The sequence below is a fragment of the Sutterella sp. genome (assembly GCF_030539355.1).
Taxonomy (GTDB): domain Bacteria; phylum Pseudomonadota; class Gammaproteobacteria; order Burkholderiales; family Burkholderiaceae_F; genus Sutterella.
This window is the reverse complement of the sequence record NZ_JAUNSF010000007.1, coordinates 44,619-63,513: the sequence shown is the minus strand read 5'-3', so window position 1 is coordinate 63,513 and position 18,895 is coordinate 44,619. Positions and strand designations below refer to the sequence as shown.

At 67.9% G+C, this 18,895-nt stretch carries 15 protein-coding genes; 11 read left to right on the top strand and 4 right to left on the bottom strand.

The window, feature by feature from the left end; genetic code table 11:
- Positions 1–573 precede the first annotated feature (573 nt).
- The 7 genes from Q4F91_RS02725 to Q4F91_RS02695 all read left to right on the top strand — a co-directional run bounded on the left by Q4F91_RS02725 (position 574) and on the right by Q4F91_RS02695 (position 9,834).
- Complete coding sequence (locus tag Q4F91_RS02725; RefSeq protein ID WP_303334279.1) at positions 574–3,255, top strand: molybdopterin-dependent oxidoreductase; 2,682 nt, start codon at positions 574–576, stop codon at positions 3,253–3,255.
- 21 nt (positions 3,256–3,276) lie between these two features.
- Positions 3,277–3,870: a 4Fe-4S dicluster domain-containing protein gene (locus tag Q4F91_RS02720; protein WP_303334277.1), complete on the top strand. Its 594-nt coding sequence runs from the start codon at positions 3,277–3,279 to the stop codon at positions 3,868–3,870.
- Between the two features lie 33 nt (positions 3,871–3,903).
- A complete protein-coding gene (locus Q4F91_RS02715) occupies positions 3,904–4,770 on the top strand; it encodes a hypothetical protein (RefSeq protein WP_303334275.1) in 867 nt (288 codons plus the stop codon).
- A gap of 41 nt (positions 4,771–4,811) precedes the next feature.
- Positions 4,812–5,480, top strand: a complete 669-nt coding sequence (locus tag Q4F91_RS02710; protein WP_303334273.1) for a molecular chaperone — start codon at positions 4,812–4,814, stop codon at positions 5,478–5,480.
- Between the two features lie 126 nt (positions 5,481–5,606).
- On the top strand, positions 5,607–6,272 hold the full coding sequence (locus Q4F91_RS02705) for a 4Fe-4S dicluster domain-containing protein (protein ID WP_303334271.1): 666 nt from the start codon (positions 5,607–5,609) through the stop codon (positions 6,270–6,272).
- Positions 6,269–8,761 (top strand): FAD-dependent oxidoreductase, encoded by a 2,493-nt coding sequence (locus Q4F91_RS02700; protein ID WP_303334269.1) that lies wholly within the window; start codon positions 6,269–6,271, stop codon positions 8,759–8,761. The genes Q4F91_RS02705 and Q4F91_RS02700 overlap by 4 nt, the downstream gene beginning before the upstream one ends.
- A complete protein-coding gene (locus Q4F91_RS02695; RefSeq protein ID WP_303334267.1) occupies positions 8,761–9,834 on the top strand; it encodes a 4Fe-4S binding protein in 1,074 nt (357 codons plus the stop codon). The genes Q4F91_RS02700 and Q4F91_RS02695 overlap by 1 nt, the downstream gene beginning before the upstream one ends.
- A 3-nt stretch (positions 9,835–9,837) precedes the next feature.
- Here the strand turns inward: Q4F91_RS02695 and Q4F91_RS02690 are convergent, their stop codons facing one another.
- The 4 genes from Q4F91_RS02690 to Q4F91_RS02675 all read right to left on the bottom strand — a co-directional run bounded on the left by Q4F91_RS02690 (position 9,838) and on the right by Q4F91_RS02675 (position 12,840).
- A complete protein-coding gene (locus tag Q4F91_RS02690) occupies positions 9,838–10,476 on the bottom strand; it encodes a LysR substrate-binding domain-containing protein (protein ID WP_303334281.1) in 639 nt (212 codons plus the stop codon).
- Entirely contained in the window at positions 10,419–10,841 is a 423-nt protein-coding gene (locus Q4F91_RS02685; RefSeq protein WP_303334265.1) for a LysR family transcriptional regulator, read from the bottom strand. Before Q4F91_RS02685 ends, Q4F91_RS02690 begins: the two co-directional genes overlap by 58 nt.
- Positions 10,838–11,605 (bottom strand): Crp/Fnr family transcriptional regulator, encoded by a 768-nt coding sequence (locus tag Q4F91_RS02680; protein ID WP_303334263.1) that lies wholly within the window; start codon positions 11,603–11,605, stop codon positions 10,838–10,840. The genes Q4F91_RS02685 and Q4F91_RS02680 overlap by 4 nt, the downstream gene beginning before the upstream one ends.
- A gap of 581 nt (positions 11,606–12,186) precedes the next feature.
- A complete protein-coding gene (locus tag Q4F91_RS02675; protein WP_303334261.1) occupies positions 12,187–12,840 on the bottom strand; it encodes a heme-binding beta-barrel domain-containing protein in 654 nt (217 codons plus the stop codon).
- A gap of 248 nt (positions 12,841–13,088) precedes the next feature.
- Here Q4F91_RS02675 and Q4F91_RS02670 point away from each other — a divergent pair, with 248 nt between their 5' ends.
- The 4 genes from Q4F91_RS02670 to Q4F91_RS02655 all read left to right on the top strand — a co-directional run bounded on the left by Q4F91_RS02670 (position 13,089) and on the right by Q4F91_RS02655 (position 18,870).
- Positions 13,089–14,489: a TolC family protein gene (locus Q4F91_RS02670; RefSeq protein WP_303334260.1), complete on the top strand. Its 1,401-nt coding sequence runs from the start codon at positions 13,089–13,091 to the stop codon at positions 14,487–14,489.
- A 124-nt stretch (positions 14,490–14,613) separates the two neighbouring features.
- The gene (locus Q4F91_RS02665) at positions 14,614–15,627 is read left to right on the top strand and encodes an HlyD family secretion protein (protein WP_303334259.1); all 1,014 of its coding nucleotides are present in this window, start codon (positions 14,614–14,616) and stop codon (positions 15,625–15,627) included.
- A gap of 5 nt (positions 15,628–15,632) precedes the next feature.
- Positions 15,633–18,059, top strand: a complete 2,427-nt coding sequence (locus Q4F91_RS02660; protein ID WP_303334257.1) for an ABC transporter permease — start codon at positions 15,633–15,635, stop codon at positions 18,057–18,059.
- 25 nt (positions 18,060–18,084) lie between these two features.
- A complete protein-coding gene (locus tag Q4F91_RS02655; protein WP_303334255.1) occupies positions 18,085–18,870 on the top strand; it encodes a TatD family hydrolase in 786 nt (261 codons plus the stop codon).
- Positions 18,871–18,895: the final 25 nt, after the last annotated feature.

The following is an 18,895-nucleotide window of genomic DNA, read 5'->3' as shown; positions in this document are numbered from 1 at the left end:
TTTCCTGCAGAAGAAAGCTGCTGCGTAAAGCAGACAGACCGAGGTCGTCTATAAGGCCTCAAATTCGTTCTTTCAATCACGTTTGTACAATAAGAGCTCCAGTACCGTATCGGTATTGGGGCTAGTGGCGTTTATAGTTCAAAACTAACGCCGCCGGATCTCAATAGGCGTTGACTTGGTTCAGACTCGAAGTTCTGAATAAATAGAAGCCCCCTTAACTTTCATTTTCCGCATGGCACGTTTCGTCCGGGAAGTCAGAATTACGACATAAGGCTTAGTCCGAAGGGCGAAAGACACCGATATTTCCGCTCTCCCAGAAGAGGTGTTCAGCAGAAACACCCGCATAAACACATCAAGGCACCGGGCCACAGGTGCCGGAAAAAAGCAAAGGAGATCCGCCGTGAACGCCGAGAGCACTCCGCCCGCCTGAGGTTGCTCGAGGGGGAACTGACTGACGCCCCCCGAAGAAATCGATTCATCCGTTGAAAGTCTGCTGAATGAAAGACCAGCAGGCCTTCGAGGGGTTTTTGCGCCCGAAATTTTTGCGCCCCCCTCGTTGCCAGGAGCCATACCATGGAATATCCCCGCATTACCCGCCGAAGCTTCATCGCCGCCACCGCTCTGACCGGTGCCGCCGCTGCGCTTGAAGGCACGGTCGCGAACGGTCTCGTGAAGGAAGCGCATGCCGCGCCCCAGGCGACCGGCGTCTCGACCGAAGGCGAAACCAAGATTGTCAAGACCTGCTGCCGCGCCTGCATTCACAACTGCGGCGTTCTTGCGCACGTCCGCAACGGCCGTGTCGTGAAGCTCGAGGGCAACCCCGAGTACCCGATGAGCCGCGGCTCGCTCTGCGCGAAGTGCCTCGCCGGCGTCTCCGCCCTCTATCACCCGAACCGCAACAAGTACCCGCTCCAGCGCGTCGGCAAGCGCGGTGAGAACAAGTGGAAGCGCATCACCTGGGCCGAGGCCATCGACACGATCGCCAACAAGATGGAACAGGTCCGCCGCGACTACGGCGCCGAGCAGGTGCTCATCACCACCGGCGGCGGCGGCAACCCCGCCTTCCGCGGCATCCCGCGCGTCGCGAACGCCTTCGGCACGCCGAACTGGTACGAGCCGGGCTGCGCGCAGTGCTACCTCCCGCGCACGCTCGCCTACGGCCTGCAGTACGGCGGCCCGTCCACGTCGATCGCCGACGAATCCGCCCGCGAGATCTACAACCCGAATTCCGAGATCAAGACGATCGTGCTCTGGGGCACGGACGCCTCCTACAGCTGCACCGCCGGCGGCGGCCGCGCCTTGGCCGAGATGCGCGCCCGCGGCGTGCGCTCGATCGCGATCGACCCGCGCTTCCAGCCTGACGCCGCCAAGGCCGACATCTGGCTGCCGATCCGTCCGGGCACCGACGTCGCGCTGATGCTCTGCTGGATGAAGTACATCGTCGACAAGAACCTCTACGACCGCGAGTTCGTCATGAAGTGGACGAACCTGCCGTACCTCGTCAATCTTGAGACGAAGATGAACGTCCGCGCGAGCGACCTTGACCCGAAGGGCGACAAGAACACCTACGTCGTCTGGGACAAGAAGACCGGCCGTCCGATGCCGATCAAGTATCCGTGGGACGATGCGCTCGACGTCGAGCTCGACGGTGAGTTCGAGTACCAGGGCGTCAAGTACAAGACCGGCTTCCGCCTGATGCGCGAGCGCGCCGAGCCGTGGACGCTCGAGAAGGCCGCCGAGGTCTGCTGGCTCGATCCGAAGAAGATCGAGGAAGCGATCCTCATGTACTGCGACGGTCCCGCGGGCATCGCTCTGGGCGTCGCTACCGACCAGAACCCGAACTCCGTGCAGGCGGCCGAAGGCTCCGTCATCCTCAACGCGCTCTGCGGCAACGTCGAGCGTCCGGGCGCGCTCATGCAGCGCAACCCGTCCTCGAACGTTGTCCCGGCGGGTTCGCTTGCCACGCGCTGCCCGTTCCTGCTCCCGAAGGGCCAGCTCACGAAGCGCCTCGGCTCGAACGAGCACAAGGGGCTGCTGCAGTGGGGCGCCGGTCAGCCGACCGCCATCCTCAACGCTATCCTCACCGAAAAGCCCTATCCGCTGCGCGTCTGGCTCGAACGCTCGGGCAACAAGTTCGTCGTGAACGGCGACTGCAGCTCGTGGGTTCCTGCGCTCGAGAAGATGGAGCTCGTGGTGCACATGTACATGTACCCGACTTCCTTTTCGAAGTTCGCCGACATCCTGCTCCCGGCCCGTGAATGGCTCGAGACGAACATGCTCGTCGAGTGCATGAACACGGTGTTCGCGCGCCAGGCCGTCGCCCACGTCTGGGAGACCGAGGACGAGACGCTCTTCTGGTCGAAGCTCATCAAGAAGTGCGCCGCGCTCGGCAACCCGAACGCCAAGCGCGCCTGCGACCCGAACTTCATGAAGGACGAAGTGGCCTACTGGGATACGATGGAAGAGCTCCTCGACACCCGCCTGAGCCGCCTCAACATGACGTGGAAGGACCTCCTCGAGCACAACCCGACGACGTACATGCCGTACGAGAAGTGGCTCACCTACTACGTCTACCTGCAGAAGGATCCGAAGACGGGCCTGCCGAAGGGCTTCGGCACGCCCTCGAAGAAGCTCGAGCTCTACGGCGAGTGCTACATCCACCTCGCCCGCACCGGCAAGCCCTATGCGCTTGACGATCTGCCGCCGGCTTCCGAGGACTACGATCCGCTGCCCTGGTACATGGAGCCCTCCGAGAACCCGAACAACGAGGTCGGCAAGAAGTTCCCGCTCGTGATGACGCAGGGTCGTCTGCCGATGTACCACCACGGCACGTTGCGCAACATCCCGTACCTCCGCGAGATCTATCCGGTGCCCGAGATCTGGGTGAATCCCGACACGGCGAAGAACTACGGCGTGACGACGGGCGACTGGGTGTGGATCTCCTCGCTGCGCGGCCGCATCCGCGGCAAGGTCCGCCTCACCGAGGGCGTCGCCCCGGGCGTGGTCTACATGGAGCGCTTCTGGTATCCGGAGACCCTCAACACCCCGACGGGCGGCTGGCAGGAGTCGAGCGTCAACGTGCTCACGAAGAACACGGCTCCGTTCAACCCCGAGGTCGGCACCTACACGCTGCGCGGCTTCCAGGTCCAGATCGAGAAGGCCGACGGCGCGCCCGAAGGCATCTGGCAGAAGCCCGAGGAGTTCAAGCCCTGGCTGCCGCAGCCCGTGGACTCGACCCCTGACGTGAAGTTCTGATTAATTTGGGAAGACCCTATCATGACCCAGAAAACGATGGTTATCGATCTTGACCGCTGCATCGGATGCTTCGCGTGTGAGATCGCCTGCAAACAGGAAAACAACGTCCCGCTCGGCGTGTACTACAACAAGGTTCTGTCGATCGGCCCGCTCGGGAAGTTCCCGAACATCAAGCAGTACTTCCTGCCGTCGATCTGCCAGTGCTGCAAGGACGCTCCCTGCGTGAAGGTCTGCCCGACCGGCGCGAGCTATCGCACCGAGGACGGCCAGATCCTCGTCAACAAGGAGAAGTGCATCGGCTGCAAGCTCTGCATGGCCGCCTGCCCCTACGGTGCCCGCTCCTACAACGCCGAGACGAACGTCGTTGAGAAGTGCACCCTCTGCCAGCACCTGCAGAACGTGGGCGAGAAGCCCGCGTGCGTGAAGGTCTGCTGCGCCAAGGCCCGCTTCTTCGGCGACATCGACGATCCCGAGAGCGACGTCAGCAAGGCGATCGCCGCCGCGGGTCCCGAGAACGTTCATTCGCTCCCGGACTCGGGCAACAAGCCCACCGTGCGCTACATTCTTCACAAGAAGAACGGCGAATGGCAGACCAACCCGCCGAAGATGCTCTGATGCATCTCACCGCTCTGAAGGAGTGAACTCATCATGACCAGCACCTGGAGTCTCATGCTCTTCGCCGCTTTCGCCGTCATCGGCGGCGCAGCGGCTCTCACGGTCGCCGTCGGCGAATGGCGCGGGCTCTCGGTGCCGCTCCTTCAGAGAATGACGCTTGCCGCGATCATTGCGCTCGCGGCGGGCATCGCCTCGGCCGTGCTCTCGCTCGGCCGCCCGGCGCTCGTCTTCGGCGCGCTCGCGAACCCCCACTCGGGCGTCTTCCGCGAGCTCGTCAGCACGGGCGCCGCCCTGATTTTCCTGGTGCTCTACGCGGCCGCCCTCTGGCGCGGCGCGTCGGCGCTCACCTGCCGCGTCCTCTCCTGCGCGGCAGGTCTCTGCGGACTGCTGTCCGCCGCCTCCGTGGGTGCCGCGCTCTACATGCCCTGGCACACGGGCTGGCACACCGTCACGATCGCGTTCCCCGCGGCCCTCTGGGCCGTGGCCGGCGCGGCCGCCCTCTCCGCCCTTCTCCTTGAGATCGAGAACGCCGAGGAGGCGGGCGAGGACGAGGAACTCCTCGCGGAGACGGAACGTGCCCGCGCGCTCGCCGCGCCCCTTTCACTCCTGCCCGCCGTCGGCATCGCGGTCTACCTTGCCGCGCTCGCCTGGACCGCGGCTCCGACCGACGCGCCCACCGTCTCGCGCCTCGTCTCGGGTGACCTCGCCCTTCCCTTCTGGGCAGGCGCCGGTCTCATCGGCACGCTCATCCCCTTCGCGGCGCTCTTCCTCACGCGCCGCCGCCCGATGAACGCGTTCGTCGTCATACTCGTCGTCATCCTCGCCGCCGTCGGCACGGCCGCCTTTGAGTTCGCCGTCTCGCAGCTCGGCGGCTCCGTCTGGCACTTCTTCCAGCGCTGATGCGCCGGCAGCCCCGAATTCAATTTCCGGAAAACCCGACCATGGAAAACTTCACCGAGATTCTTCAGAACCGCCGCAGCTTCTACGCCCTCCTCGCGCGCATCTACCGCATCGAGGCCGACCAGGCCCTCATCACCGGCATGCAGGCGATGACCTTCCCGAAGGAAACCGGCTCGGAGAAGCTCGACCGCGGCTACCGCGCGCTTGAGGCGTGGCTCGCCGCCCCGGGCGAGGATCCCGTGGAGGATCTCGCCGTGGACTACGCCCGCGTCTTCATCGGCGCCGGCATCCAGGGCAAGGAGGCCGCCTACCCGTTCGAGAGCGTCTACACGTCGCCGCAGGGCCTCGTGATGCAGGACGCCTGGGAGAAGGTCTGCGCGCTCTACCGCGCCCACGGCCTCGGCCGCCCCGAGCACTGCGACGTGCACGAGGACCACATCGGGCTCGAGCTCGACTTCATGACCCGCCTCATCGACGAGGCGCTCGCCGCGGGCGAGAAGGGCGACGAAGGCGCGCTCCTCGGTTCGCTCGCCGAGCAGAAGGTCTTCATCGAGACGCACCTGCTCAACTGGATCCACGGCTTCCTCTCCGACGTGAGGAAGTACGCCGAGTCGCCCTTCTACCTCGCCGCGGCCGACATCACCGAGGCCTTCGTCGAGATGGACGACGCCCTCCTCAGGGAAATCCTCGAGGAGGAAAAGGCCTCCTGAGATCCATCATTCATAAAGGAGAGGTGCCCGGCCCAGGAAAGCTGACCCACACCGGCTCGCAGGGCACCTCAGACCGCACATTCCCGGAGCGGTCAAAAACAAAAAAATAAAAAAGGATGACCCATCATGACGCGGCGCAGAGAACGTAACCGCAAGCCGCCGGAGAAGCCCGGCGGAGCAAAGCCCGCCGGACTCACCCGGCGCGGACTCATCGCAGGAAGCGCGGGCGCCGCAGGGCTGCTCGCGCTTGGCGCATACTGCTCGCGCGAAACCCACGCCGCGCCGCTCCGTCCCCCGGGAAGCCGGGACGAGGCGGACTTTCTCTCGCTCTGCCTGCGCTGCGACCGCTGCCGCAGCGCCTGCCATCTCGGCGCCATCGGCGTCGCCGGCATCGAGTCCGGCATCACGATGATGCGCACCCCGGTGATGAAATTCCATCTCGGCGACTGCGACTTCTGCCGCAAGTGCGCCGAGGTCTGCCCCACGGGCGCCATCGAGGACTTCGACCCGGAGACCGAGAAGGTCGGTCTCGCGGAGGTGACGCAGGCCTGCATTGCGCTCCGCACCGGCGCCTGCACCAAGTGCCACGACGTCTGCCCCTACGAGGCGATCGACCTCGACAGCCGCAACCGCCCGATCGTCAACGCCGAGAAGTGCAACGGCTGCGGCACGTGCGAGTACATCTGCCCCTCGATGGTCTTCCAGTCATACAGAGGCGCGACGGAGCGCGGCATCGTCGTGCGCACGTTCGCCGAGCTCGAGGCCCGCAAGAATGAAGGAGGTGCACGATGACCCGCCGGAATTCCTCCCGCCGCGCCTCCCGCCGGGATCTCAGCGCCCGCAGGGGCGGCTCCCCCGACCAGCGCCCGGTCCGCACGAACGTCTGGCGCTCGCTCGTCGCGCTCGCCTTCCTCGGGCTCGTCGCCCTCGGTCTCTATTCGCACACCGGATGGGGCACGCTCTCGTCCTTCGGCTGGCGCGACATCGCCGCCGTCTGCCCGCTCGGAGGCCTCGAGGCCATGCTCGCCGAGCGGACCCTCATCCCGCGCGCCCTGATCGGCATCCTCGCGGTCGCCGTCGTCTGCGCGCTCCTCGGCCGCGTCTTCTGCGGCTGGCTCTGCCCGGTTCCGCTCACGAAGCGCCTCTTCGGCTCGAAGGACGACTCCGCCGAGATCAAGCCCGCGGCCTCCGCGCTCTCTCCCGCCGCGCCTCACGTCCCGTCTGCCTCGGATCAGACAAACGCGGCGCTCTCCGCGGAGGCCGCAGTTCCTCACGTCGATGCCGCTCCCGCCGCCGAAGCCCCGGCTTCCGGTGAGAAGCCCGCCTGCGGCGCCGCCGCGGCCGCCGGCACGGCCGCCCGCCGCCTTGAGGACGCCGGTCCCTTCGCCGTGCTCGCGGGCGCGCTCGCCTCGTCGGCGATCTTCGGCTTCCCGGTCTTCTGCCTCGTCTGCCCGGTGGGCCTCACCTTCGCGCTCGTGATCGCCCTCTGGCGCCTCTTCGAGTTCAACGAGCTCACCTGGTCGATCGGCTTCTTCGTCGTCTTCCTCGTCCTCGAGCTCTTCGTGCTGCGCCGCTGGTGCCACCGCTTCTGCCCGCTCGGGGCGATGATGACGCTGCTCGCACGGGCCAACACCGCGCTCGGCCTCTTCCGCCCGACGGTCGCGCAGTCGAAGTGCCTGCGCTGCTCGAAGGGCCTCGACTGCCGCGTCTGCGAGTCGGTCTGCCCCGAAGGGATTGATGTGAAGGGCCTCAACTCCGGCATGCTCTCGAGCCGCTGCACGAAGTGCCGCGTCTGCGCGGACGCGTGCCCGTCGCACGCCATTCACTTCCCGGCGCTCGCGAAGAAGCAGGCCGCCGCCGCGGCTGCGCCCGAGGCCGCTCCCGCGTTCGCGAGCGACCCCGCCGCGCCCCTCTCGCACAAGCGTGCGGAGCCCGTGCGCCTTGACGCGGCGAAGCGCCGCACGTCGTTCGCCGCCGTGGAGAAGGACTTCACGATGGGCACGGTCGTCGAGCAGAGCGCGCGCTGCATCGAGTGCGGCGCCTGCATGAAGGCCTGCCCGCAGGGCAACGACATCCCGGCGTGGATGAAGTTCATCAAGGCCGGCCGCACCCGCGACGCCGCGCTCGTGATGCTGCGCGCGGGGAGCCTCCCCGAGGTCTGCGGCCGTGTGTGCCCGTCCGAGCGCCTCTGCGAGTCGGCCTGTCCGCTCGCGGGCGAGGGCTTGGGCGGCCCCATCCCGATCGCCTCCATCTCCCGGGCCGTCTCGGACTCCGTTCTTGACCGCGGCTGGCAGCCGCGCGCCCAGCGCGCACGCCGCCGCAGGAGAATCGCCATCGTGGGCGCCGGCCCCGCGGGCCTCGGCTGCGCGGACATCCTCGCCCGCACGGGCGCGAAGGTCACCGTCTACGACCGCGCGCCCGAGATCGGGGGGCTGCTCACCTTCGGCATCCCGGCCTTCAAGCTCGAGAAGCCCGTCATCACGCGGCGCCGCCGCATCCTGCGCCGCACGGGCGTGAAGTTCATGCTCGGCCGCGAAGTGGGCGGCACGGGTGAGAACGCCGTCTCGATGGAAAGCCTCCTGAGTGACAACGACGCCGTCTTCGTCGCCGTGGGCGCCGAGGTTCCGGTCATGCCCGAGCTCGGGAACGCCGACGCGAAGGGCGTGCTCCAGGCGCGGCCCTACCTCGCCGCGACCGCCGCGCAGTCGCTCAAGCTCCCGGAAGGCGCGCAGTTCGCGCCTCTGCCCGACATGAAGGGCAGGCGCTGCCTCGTGATCGGCGGCGGCGACACGGCGATGGATTGCCTCAGAAGCGCCCTGCGCCAGGGCGCGGCCCGCGCGGTCGCGATCGCGCGCAAGCCCGAGGGGCAGATCCGCGCGCTCCCCGGAGAAGTGAACATGGCCCGCGAGGAAGGCGCCGAGTTTGTCTACGAGACCCGGCCCGAAAGCGTCATGACGAACGCCGCGGGCGAGGTGACGGGGCTGCTGTGCCGCAACGTCGCGACCGGCGAGCCGGTGACGATCGAGGGCGACGTGATCCTCGTCGCCTGCGGCTTCCACACCGTTGCACTCGACTGGCTCGCCCGCGAGGGCGTCGTCTTTGACGAGCGCGGCCGCATCGTGACCGATTCCAGCGGCCGCACGGGCAACCCGAAGATCTACGCGGGCGGCGACGCCATGCGCGGAGCGGCGCTCGCCACGACGGCGCTCGCCGACGGCCGCGCCGCGGCGACGGCCATCATGCGTGACCTCGGTCTTGAGAACTCGGAGGGAGGAAACTGATGAGCGTTCAGCGTCCGATGCTCGCCAGAAGAAGGTGCCTCAAGTCCCGCCACATCGGCTCGGGCTGCAGCGCCTGCGTGACGATCTGCCCCGCCGGGGCGCTCGCGATCGTCGAGAAGCGCCTGCGCTTCAATCCCGCGCGCTGCGCGGGGTGCGGCGCCTGCGCCTCGGTGTGCCCCTCGGACGCGCTCCTTTTTCCCGCGATCTCGGATGATCAGCTGGAAAGCGCCGTCCGCGCGGCCGCTCAGACCGGAACAGTCATCTTCGCGAGCGCCCAGGCCGTGAACGCCCCGACCGAGGCAATCCGGCTCCCCTCGGTCGTGTGGCTCAGCCTCGCCTGGCTCCTCTTCGCGGCCGCCGAGGGAACGAAGAAGCTCGTCCTCATCGGCGCGGGCGAGAGCGCCGAGGCGAAGCTCGGGCCCGTGTTCGAGGCGCGCCTGCGGACCGCCCGGGCGATTCTCTCCGAGCTCAAGTCACCCATGACGATCGAGCACACGGTGGCGCGCGCCGCCGTGGACGCCGGCCGCCGCGCCCTCTTCTCAGGATGGGCGAAGGCCGCCGAGACGCCGAAGGCGCCCGAGCCTCCGACGGAGAGCGCGCGTCTGCGCGCGGCGAAGCTCGCCGCGGAGCCGCAGATCCGCACGCCCGAGTCGAGGGAGCGCCTCATCAGTGCGCTGAGGCGCCTGCGCTCGCAGGCCCTTCAGAAGCCCGGCGTCACAGCCGCTCCGGAGAGTCCCGCCGCCGCCGCGGCGCTGGCCCTTCCCAGCGTGGAGGCGATCCGCTGCACAGCCTGCGGCATCTGCACGGCCGTCTGTCCGACGGGAGCGCTCACAAGCGAAAAGTCGCACGGCTCCGAGACCATGAGCGTCAGTGCCGAGAAATGCACGGCGTGCGGTCTCTGCGCGGACATCTGCTTCATGCACGCGATGAAGATCGCCCCGCGCGGGCGCCTCGCCGACGTGATCGGCCGGGAACCCATCGAGCTCATGAAGCGCGGCACCGACCGGCACGCGCTCGACACCTGGGAGGACAAGCTCTCCGGGATGTTCAGCGGGCCGGTCTACCGCACCTGACCGTCAGGACGCCGCCTCGGCGTCCTTCTCGCCGAGTTCGCCCGCGGCGAGCTGCGCCTCGAACCGTTCGTAGGCCTCGGCGATGATTCTGTCGTTCTCGACGCCCCAGGCGCGCATGTCGTCGCGCGCGGCGGCGGTGATCCAGAGAACGAAGTTCCTGAGCTTCGCGTTCTTGAGCTCATCCTCGCGGCGGTTGACGAGGCACATGTTCCAGGGCGCCTTCTGCCAGCCCCGGAGGATCGGCACGACCTCGCCGCGCTTCAGTTCCTCGCCGCAGTGGATGATCGAGAGGTCGACGGTGATGCCGTGGTGCTCGAGGAGCAGGCGCTTCAAAGTGAGCTGATCGTGCGTGACGAAGGTCTTGCGCCACCGCAGGATCTCCGAGCCGCGGCCGTTCTGGAAGAGCTGCTGCGTGACCGTGTCGTCGCTGAAGGCCTTGTGCAGGAGCCCCGTGTGCTGCCGCAGATCCTCGGGAGACTTCGGCACGCCGTGGCGCCTCAGGTACTCGGGCGTCGCGAGCGGCACCGTGCTCGAGTGGTTGTAGTTGCGGATGATGAGTTCGGAGGGATCCGCCGGACGGCGGTTCATGACCGCGACGTCGGCCTCGCCCGCGCGGACCTCGTCCGGGCCGATCTCGGGAATGATGACGAACTCGACGCCGGGGAAGAGCTCGGCGTGTCGGAGAAGTACTCCTGGGCGAGCTCGATCGGGGAGCCGAAGCGGATCGTGAGCGTCTCCGCGCGGGGCTTTCTCGGCTCGAGGACGGCCTGGAAACCCGTGAGCAGGGGCTCGACCTGCTCGCGCAGGTCAACCGCACGGGGCGTGGGCTGGATCGGGCGGCGCGACTTGTCAAAGAGCTCGAAGCCGAGCTCGCGCTCGAGGCCCGAGATGAGGCGCGAGGCCTTCGGGAGATCCATGTCGAGGAGCACCGCCGCCTGCGAGATGCTGCGGGTGCGGCAGGCCGAGACGAAGATCTGCCAGGCGAGCAAATTTTCCGTGCACTTCATCCAAACCTCCGCAGTGTGCCGAGCAGCTCGGCGACGCGCACCGTGAAATCACGGGCGACAAGAAAACGATCTCCCTCTCGGGCAATGAGCCCTCTGCGCCGCCAGTCCGAGACCACGCGGCTCATGGCCGGACGGGTCGCGTGCGTCATGAGCGCGAGTTCGCCCACGCGCGGGGAAAAGGGCAGCGCCGTCCAATCCCCGTCATTCTGCCCCAGCGGAAGCAGGATTGAGAAGAGCTTTGCGAGCCTCACCGGCACCGGACTCGTGTCCATCAGGAACATGCCCTCGAGGTAGGCCTCCTGGTGATGGACGAGCGAGAGCATGAATCTCAGCCACAGCTCGTGATCCGCGTCGAGGATCTCGCGGAAGCGCACCGCCGTCATCCGGCGCATGCGCACCGGGGTGAGCGTGAGGGAGAGGAGCGGCATCTTCTCGCCCGGATGATTGATCGCCTTCGCCGCGCCGATGAGCGACCCCGGCATGATGAGGCCGGCCATGCGGTCGAAGCTCCCGCTTCGCCAGTAGCAGGTCGCGAGCCACCCCTCCTCGACGCGGCAGACGTCGAAGGTGTTGCCGAGCGAGTAGCTCCGGTGCGCCGGAAGCGTGGTCTCCGGGCACTCGGCGAAGATCCCGGCGAAGGCCGGGTCGTCGGGCACGTTGAGCCACGGCGTGAACGTGTAGACACGCTCATGCGGGAAACCCTCGGGCGGGGTCTCCGGCGGATCGTACTGTGCGGGTGGATCGGACGGATTGAATGGGGCCATTGAGACGGATTCGGGGGGCTCCGGGAATTCATCCTGCCCGGCGGCAGCCGGAGCATGAATTTGTTTTGTCAGGCGAATCCCCGGAAGGGAGTTCATGAAAAAGGAGCGGGCACGGAACCGCACCGGAGAGAGCCGAGCCGCGGCCCCCCCCCGGAAGCGGATCAGTTTTCCCGCGGGCGCGGCTTAGCCCTGCGGGCGGCCGCTAGGTGTCAGAAATCCATCCGTGACGTACGCTGAATCCTGACCTCGGCACTGCTGCCCGACTGAACTTTTTCATGACGCTCTCCTCTGATGAGCCGCTTCGGTGTCATGGGAACCGCGGCTCAGACTCGAATTTAGATCCTAATCCGGGGATCGGAGAAAAATCTGTATTCCAGAGCACGGTTTTTCAAATTTTTGGATATCCGTCGGATCCGGCCTGCCTGCCGCTGAGAGAGGCTCCCGGAGCGCAGGGAATCGCGCCGGACCGCCCGTATACGACTGGTTTCCCGGTGTCGAAATCAAAAAAATCTCCGCCCCTCGGAAGAAGCGGAGATCTTTTCGCAGAGGGGAGCCGCGGAGCGGCCCCGTTTGATCTGCGGTTACTTCGGGTTGCGGTTGCAGAGCCCGGCCTGCACCATCGCGGGATTCGGACGCGGCGCGGCGATCATGCTGAGCGTGTTGCGGTCGGTGTGATGGAACTCGGCCTCGACGCCCGGGATGATGAGGACCGTGTCCTCCTCGTAGCTGATCGTGCCGTCCTCGTTGAACGTGATCGTGATGTCCCAGGACTTCGTCTGGAAGTTGCGCTCAAGGAACGGGTTCGAGCAGATGCCGTTCACGGTGCTGCCGCGCTCGGCATGGAGCTTGATCTGCCTGTCGCCGGGCTGCGCCTTGCCGCTCGCCATGGCGACCTGCGCGCGCGGAATCGCGAGCGTCATGTAGACGGTGCCCGTCTCGGGCTCCCAGAGGAGGTAGCCGATCTGGTCGTGGAAGGCCTGCAGTTCGCCGGGCTTCTGGATCGACACGTGATAGCGAAGGCCGTAGAGGAGCTGCGGACCGCTGTTCTGCGGGTCGAGGAGCTCGTAGGTCTGCGTCTCGACGAAGGGCTCGGACTCCGTGCCCTCGGCGACGGGATGCGTGTCGACGCCGTCGGCGCCGTACCAGGTGCCCGCGAGCGGGGCCAGAGGCCCGAGCTCTTCGAGCGTGTTCGGGTTCGACGGGGTCTCGGTGTAGATGTCTTCGTGATGGTTCATGGGTCTCTCCATCCTTCGGTAGGGTTCAGTCAGGGGGCTGCGCCGGATCGTCCTGAGGACGCGGCGTTTCCCTTACCTGAATCCTAATATGCGCCGGGCTTCCCCGCGAGACGTTGTACTAATAACGGCTATCAACGGAATCTATTCCGGCCGCGGCAGGGCCCCGGGCTGATATGATTCGAGGTTTGAGAAGTGCCCGCAGGGCTTTTTTTTGACCTGCCAACTAACCGTTCGGTAAGTTTCCCATCATGACCGCCTCCCGCCGTCTTTCCTCCGTTCTCGCCGCCGTGATTCTCGCCGCCGCCGCCCTCGGCTGCGCGAACGTGTCCGCTGCGGAACCGCTCTCGTTCGAGGCCGCCCGCGCGCGCTTCCACGAGCGCGCCGACATCTTCCGCGCCGACACCGCCGAGGTGGACCGCGCCCGCCACGCCGCCGACAGCGCGAAGGCGCTCTCGGGCCCCAAGGTGGACGTCACGGTGATGCATGTCGAGGGCAGGAAGGACATCAACCTCGAGGTCGACACGCCGGCGATGCTTCAGGGACTCGGCAGCCGCTTCGGGCTCTCGGTGCCGAGCACCATGGCCTTCGGCACGGAGTACGACCTCTCGGGCCCGCGCGCGGTGCTCTCGGCCACCTGGCCCATCTACACGGGCGGCGCGATCACGGCGCAGCAGGATGCGCTCGAGGGGAAGGTCCGCGAGGCCGCGGCCGCCCGCACCGCGAGGCTCGAGGAGAAGGACGCCGAGCTCGTCGCCCGCTACTGGGGCGTGCAGCTCGCGCGCTCCGTGGAGGCGCTGCGCCGCAGCGTCCTCGCTGACGAGGAGGAGCAGGTCCACCGCGCGCTCCGCTTTGAGAAGAAGGGCCTCATCTCGCGCATCGAGCGCATGTCGGTCGAGGTCTCGCGCGACACGGCCCGCCGGGAACTCATTGCCGCCGAGACGAGCGCGCGCGTCGCCGAGAGCGAACTCATGAGCGCGCTGCGCGAGAAGTCGCTCCCCGAGCTCTCCACGCCGCTCTTCATCCTCACGGGCGACCTCGGGACGCTCTCCGAGTGGCAGGCCCGTGCGCGCGCCAACTCCCCCGTCCTCACCGGCATCGACGCCCAGCGCGACCAGGCCGAGCAGGGCGTGAAGGCCGCCAAGAGCGCCTACCACCCGCAGGTCTTCGCCTTCGGCATGAAGAACCTCGTGAAGCACTACCTCACCCCGGTCGAGCCCGACTGGATGGCCGGCATCGGCGTGAAGTTCACGCTCTGGGACAACCGCGACCGCTATTCGGCGCTCGCCGCCTCGAAGTCGCTCGTCACGAAGGCCGAGGCCGCCCGCGCCGAGGCGGACAACGCGCTCGCCACCGCCGTCGAGGTCGCGTTCCTGCGCTCGACCCAGGCCCGCGAGGAGTACGACCTCACCAGCTCGACCGTAGCGCTCGCCCAGGAGAACCTGAGACTGCGCGAGTCGAGCTTCGGCGAAGGGCTCTCCACGGCGCTCGACGTGCGCGAGGCGCGCACGCAGCTCACGGGCGCGCAGATCGCTCAGCGCGCCGCGGCCTACAAGTTCGTCGTGGCCTGGGCGATGCTCCACGCCTCCGCCGGCGTGATGCCCGACTTCAGCAACGCCTTCTCGCGCGCGGACTTCAGGAACGCACAGTAAACCGCGCTTCAACCCAATCTGTTCAACAGGCTTCCGAGGGATTCCCGATTCCTTCGGAAGCCTCTCCTGCTTTATCATTGCGGGCTTTGATTTAACTTGAATCACCCTCCTTTTCCCGCCCGCCATGCAGCCCTCCGAACAGGCTCCCGTCCAACAGCAGAAATCCTCCCTTCTTCCCGCCGTCGCCGGCACGTTCATCCTCCTCGGCGCCGCAGCCTTCATCGGCTGGGGCATCTGGCAGGCGATGACCCCGGCGGAGGTGCCGCTCCAGGGCATGATGGACGCCCGCACGGTGTCGGTCGCGGCGAAGGTTCCGGGGCGACTCGCCGCGGTGCATGTCCACGAGGGCGACGTTGTGAAGGCGGGCGACGCCGTCGCTCGCCTCTCGCTCCCCGAGATCAACGCGAAGGTCGAGCAGGCGAAGGCCCTCGAGGCCGCCGCCGAGGCGAAGGTCTCGCTCGCCGATGAAGGCCCCCGCACGCAGGAGCTTGACGCCGCCCGCGCCGATCTCGCGCGCGCCCGCGCAGGCCTCAAGCTCGCGCAGACCTCGTTCGCACGCGTCTCCACCCTCCACGCCGAGGGGCTCGTGAGCGCGCAGCGCCGCGACGAGGTCGAGGCGCAGAAGCGGAGCGCCGAGGAACTCGTGCGCGCCGCCCAGGCCAAGGTCTCGGCGCTTGAGGACGGCGCCCGCGACCAGGACAAGGCCGCCGCCCGCGCGCTCGCCGCGCAGGCCGCCGGCGGCGTCGCCGAGGCGAGCTCGCTCGCCGGCGAGGCGGAGGTCCGCACCCCCGCCTCGGGCGAGGTGACGCGCGTCGTGATGCACGAGGGCGAGGTCGCCCCCGCGGGCTTCCCGCTCGTGCTCGTCACCGACCTCTCGGACAGCTGGGCCGTCTTCAACATCCGCGAGGACGAACTGCCCGGCATCCGCGTGGGCACCGAGCTCACGGCGAAGGTCCCCGCGCTCGGCAAAAACGTTCTCTTCCGCGTCTACTGGATCAACCCGCGCGGCGACTACGCCGTCTGGCGCGCGACGCGCCAGTCCTCGGGCTATGACATCCGCACCTTCGAGGTCCGCGCGCGTCCCGTGACGCCCGACGCGGATCTCCGTCCCGGCATGACGGTCGTCGTCGAGCGCTGAAGCCGATGCCCGGCTGGTTCAACGGCGTCGCGCGCTGCGCCCGGCTCGAGGCCGCGCACGTCCTCACACACCCGCGCGAGTGGATCGCGGGCATCTTCGTCCCGCTCCTCTGGGTCGTGATCATCGCGCTCGCCTTCGGGCAGGGTCTGCTCATGCGGCTCCCCGTCGGTTTCGTCGACCTCGACCGCTCGGCGCTCTCGCGCGAGACTTTCCTCGCGCTCTCGGCGCTCCCCTCGACAGAGCTCCTCGTCTTCGAGAACTCGCTCGAGGCGGACCGCGCGATCCGCGCCGGCCGCACCTACGCGACGATCACGGTGCCCGAGGACTACGAGTACGACAACCGCCGCGGCACGGGCGCGCCCGTCGCGCTTGAGATCAACAAGAGCTACTACGCGATCGGCACCATCCTCGAGGTGGACGTGAAGACCGCGCTCTCGAACCTCTCGGTCGCCCGTCTGGCGGTGCGCGCCGCATCGGCCATGGGCGGCACCTTCACCGAGAACGCCCGACACCTGCGCGCCACCTTCCCCGACGTGCACTTCCTCGGCAACACCGGCTTCAACTTCGTCGCCTACCTGCTGCCGACGCTCATCCCCGGCCTCACGGCGCTCGGCGCCCTCCTCTCCTTCGTCTGCATGTTCTCGCGCGAGTGGCGCGAGGGCGGCATGCGGCGCATGATGGACGCGGCGGGCGGGTCAGTGAGCGCGGTCGTCGCCGGAAAGCTCCTTCCCTGGCTCACGGTCTGGCTCACCGCCATCACCGTCTGGGCCGCGGGCTTCGCCGGCTGGGCGGGCTGGGGCGCCGCGGGCCCGATGATCCTCTGGTTCACCGCCGGGTGGCTCCTCATCCTCTCGATGGCCGGGCTCGCGCTCATGACGCTCGCGCTCTCGCCCTCCTGGGTGATCGCGCTCTCGGCCTCGATCTGCCTCATCGCCCCGACCTTCCCCTTCACGGGCTTCTCCTTCCCGCTTGACGCGATGACGCCCGGGGCGCGCCTCTTCGGCTCGTTCCTCCCGCTCACCCACTACCTTGAGGCGCAGGCCCAGATCTGGGTGCTGGGGTCGCCCCTTGACGCCGTGGCCCGCACGCAGCTGATCTTCGCGCTCCTCCCGCTCGGCATGTTCGCGATCGCGATGCCCTTCCTCGCCGCACGCGTCCGGAAGCTCGTCCGGACCGAGACCGCAGGCGAGGAGCTCACCGAGGCCGCGCTCGAGACGCCGGGGGCACTCACCGACAGCGCGGCGCGCCCGCGCACGGGATTCTGGAAAACGTTCCTTCTCTCCACCCGCCACGCCTTTCTCTCGCGCGACACGATCGCGATCCTCGGCACCGCGGTGGCGTTCTACCTCGTCTTCTACGGCTGGCCCTACGGCGAGCAGCAGATCGAGAACATCCCGACGGGCATCGTGGACCTTGACCGGAGCGGCGTCTCGAGGCGCCTGATCAACGCGATCGACGGCACGCCCGCCGCCCGCGTCGCCTTCGTCGCGCACTCCGAGGCCGAGGGACTCGACGCCTTCCGCAGGAGCAAGGTGGACGTCCTCATCACAATCCCGCCCGGGTACTCCGAGGACCTCGCCGGCATGAAGAACTCCACGCTCCATGTGCTCGGCAGCGGCGCCTACCCCGTCAAGGCCCGCGCGATCCAGGGCGCGGTCACAGGCGTCCTCACCGACCCCGCGGCGCGCGCGGACCTCGCGAGCGTGCTGACGCCGGGAACGCCCGCGGCCACGCTCATGGCGATGAAGCTCGCCGCGCCCTCGGTGCTTGTGAGCTACCGCTTCAACGAGATCTCGGGCTACGGCAACTACACCGTCCCGATGGTGGGTCCCGTGATCGTGCAGGCCGTGATGCTCATGGGCATCGGCATGGCCGTGGGCGGCTGGCTCGCCCGCCGGCCGCGCGAGGCGTACCTGCGCGACGCGGTGCTCCGCCCCTGGTGCGAGGGCCTCGGCATGGTCTTCGCCTTCTGGGTGATCGCCTTCGCCTGGTTCCTCTACATGCAGGGCTTCGCCTTCTGGTCCGGGGACTACGGCGCGATGGAGAATCCCCCCGCGGTGCTCCTTGTGAGCGCGTGCTTCACGGCGGCCGTCACCGCCTTCGGCCTCGCGATCGTCACGACCGTGCGCTCCAACGCCTGGACGGCCCCCGTCACCGTCATCCTCTCGGCGCCCTCGCTCTTCGTCTCGGGCGCGGTCTGGCCCGTGGAGAACCTGCACCCCGTGGCGCGCGGCATCGCGCAGATCATTCCCACGACCCCGGGCATCATCGCGTCCGCGGCGGCCGCCCAGGACGGCGCGGCCCTCGCCGACATCCTCCCCGCGTGCCTGCACCTCGTGCTCCTCACGGCGCTCTACGGAATTTACGCACTGATGCGTCTCGGCACGCTCCGCGAGTCCGGCCGCGCGATATCCTCCGCTGATCTGAGCTGAAGTCTTTCCCCGGGGCCACCACACCATGACCGCATCCTTCATCGACTCCCACTGCCACCTCACCGACCACGCGTTTGACGCGGACCGCGAGGAAACCATCGCCCGCATGAAGGCGGCCGGCATGATCGCCGCGATCACGATCGGCTGCGAGGACGACGACATCAGGCCGCTGCGCGCGATTCTCGACGCACACCCCGGGTTCCTCTTCGGCGCCTGGGCGGTGCATCCGGAGTACCCGGAGGCGCGCGAGGCGGACATCGACGAACTCGTCGAGCGCGCGAGCGAACCCGCCATGGTCGCCGTGGGCGAGACGGGACTCGACTTCTACTGGTGCAAGGAGCCGCTCGACTGGCAGCGCGCCCGGTTTCGTCTCCACATCGAGGCGGCCCGCCGCGCGGGAAAGCCCCTCATCATCCATGCGCGCGACGCCGAGGCCGAGGCGCTCGAGATCCTCAGGGACGAGCGCGCGGGCGACATGGGGTTCGTCATGCACTGCTTCTGCGGGTCGCTCGAGACCGCCCGAGGGGTAGTCGACGCGGGCGGGTGCGTGAGCTTCACCGGAAACCTCACCTTCAAGAAGAACGAGGCGCTGCGCGCGATCGCGGGCGCTATTCCGCTCGAGCGGCTCCTCATTGAGACCGACTCACCCTACATGGCCCCCGTTCCCTGGCGCGGCAAGCGGTGCGAACCGCAGTACTCGCGCGCGGTCGCGGGCGCCATCGCCGCGGCGAAGGGCCTCCCCGAGGACGAGGTGCTCGCCGCCACGTGCGCCAACACCGTCCGCCTCTTCCGGCTCCCCGTCTCCCTCTGACCCATTGATTCCCCGGCGCTTGCAA

Bases quoted from the DNA above. Each gene is read 5' to 3' on its own strand.
- Q4F91_RS02725 (WP_303334279.1), top strand. From the start codon at position 574: ATGGAATATCCCCGCATTACCCGCCGAAGCTTCATCGCCGCCACCGCT.
- Q4F91_RS02720 (WP_303334277.1), top strand. From the start codon at position 3,277: ATGACCCAGAAAACGATGGTTATCGATCTTGACCGCTGCATCGGATGC.
- Q4F91_RS02715 (WP_303334275.1), top strand. From the start codon at position 3,904: ATGACCAGCACCTGGAGTCTCATGCTCTTCGCCGCTTTCGCCGTCATC.
- Q4F91_RS02710 (WP_303334273.1), top strand. From the start codon at position 4,812: ATGGAAAACTTCACCGAGATTCTTCAGAACCGCCGCAGCTTCTACGCC.
- Q4F91_RS02705 (WP_303334271.1), top strand. From the start codon at position 5,607: ATGACGCGGCGCAGAGAACGTAACCGCAAGCCGCCGGAGAAGCCCGGC.
- Q4F91_RS02700 (WP_303334269.1), top strand. From the start codon at position 6,269: ATGACCCGCCGGAATTCCTCCCGCCGCGCCTCCCGCCGGGATCTCAGC.
- Q4F91_RS02695 (WP_303334267.1), top strand. From the start codon at position 8,761: ATGAGCGTTCAGCGTCCGATGCTCGCCAGAAGAAGGTGCCTCAAGTCC.
- Q4F91_RS02685 (WP_303334265.1), bottom strand. From the start codon at position 10,841: ATGAAGTGCACGGAAAATTTGCTCGCCTGGCAGATCTTCGTCTCGGCC.
- Q4F91_RS02680 (WP_303334263.1), bottom strand. From the start codon at position 11,605: ATGGCCCCATTCAATCCGTCCGATCCACCCGCACAGTACGATCCGCCG.
- Q4F91_RS02675 (WP_303334261.1), bottom strand. From the start codon at position 12,840: ATGAACCATCACGAAGACATCTACACCGAGACCCCGTCGAACCCGAAC.
- Q4F91_RS02670 (WP_303334260.1), top strand. From the start codon at position 13,089: ATGACCGCCTCCCGCCGTCTTTCCTCCGTTCTCGCCGCCGTGATTCTC.
- Q4F91_RS02665 (WP_303334259.1), top strand. From the start codon at position 14,614: ATGCAGCCCTCCGAACAGGCTCCCGTCCAACAGCAGAAATCCTCCCTT.
- Q4F91_RS02660 (WP_303334257.1), top strand. From the start codon at position 15,633: ATGCCCGGCTGGTTCAACGGCGTCGCGCGCTGCGCCCGGCTCGAGGCC.
- Q4F91_RS02655 (WP_303334255.1), top strand. From the start codon at position 18,085: ATGACCGCATCCTTCATCGACTCCCACTGCCACCTCACCGACCACGCG.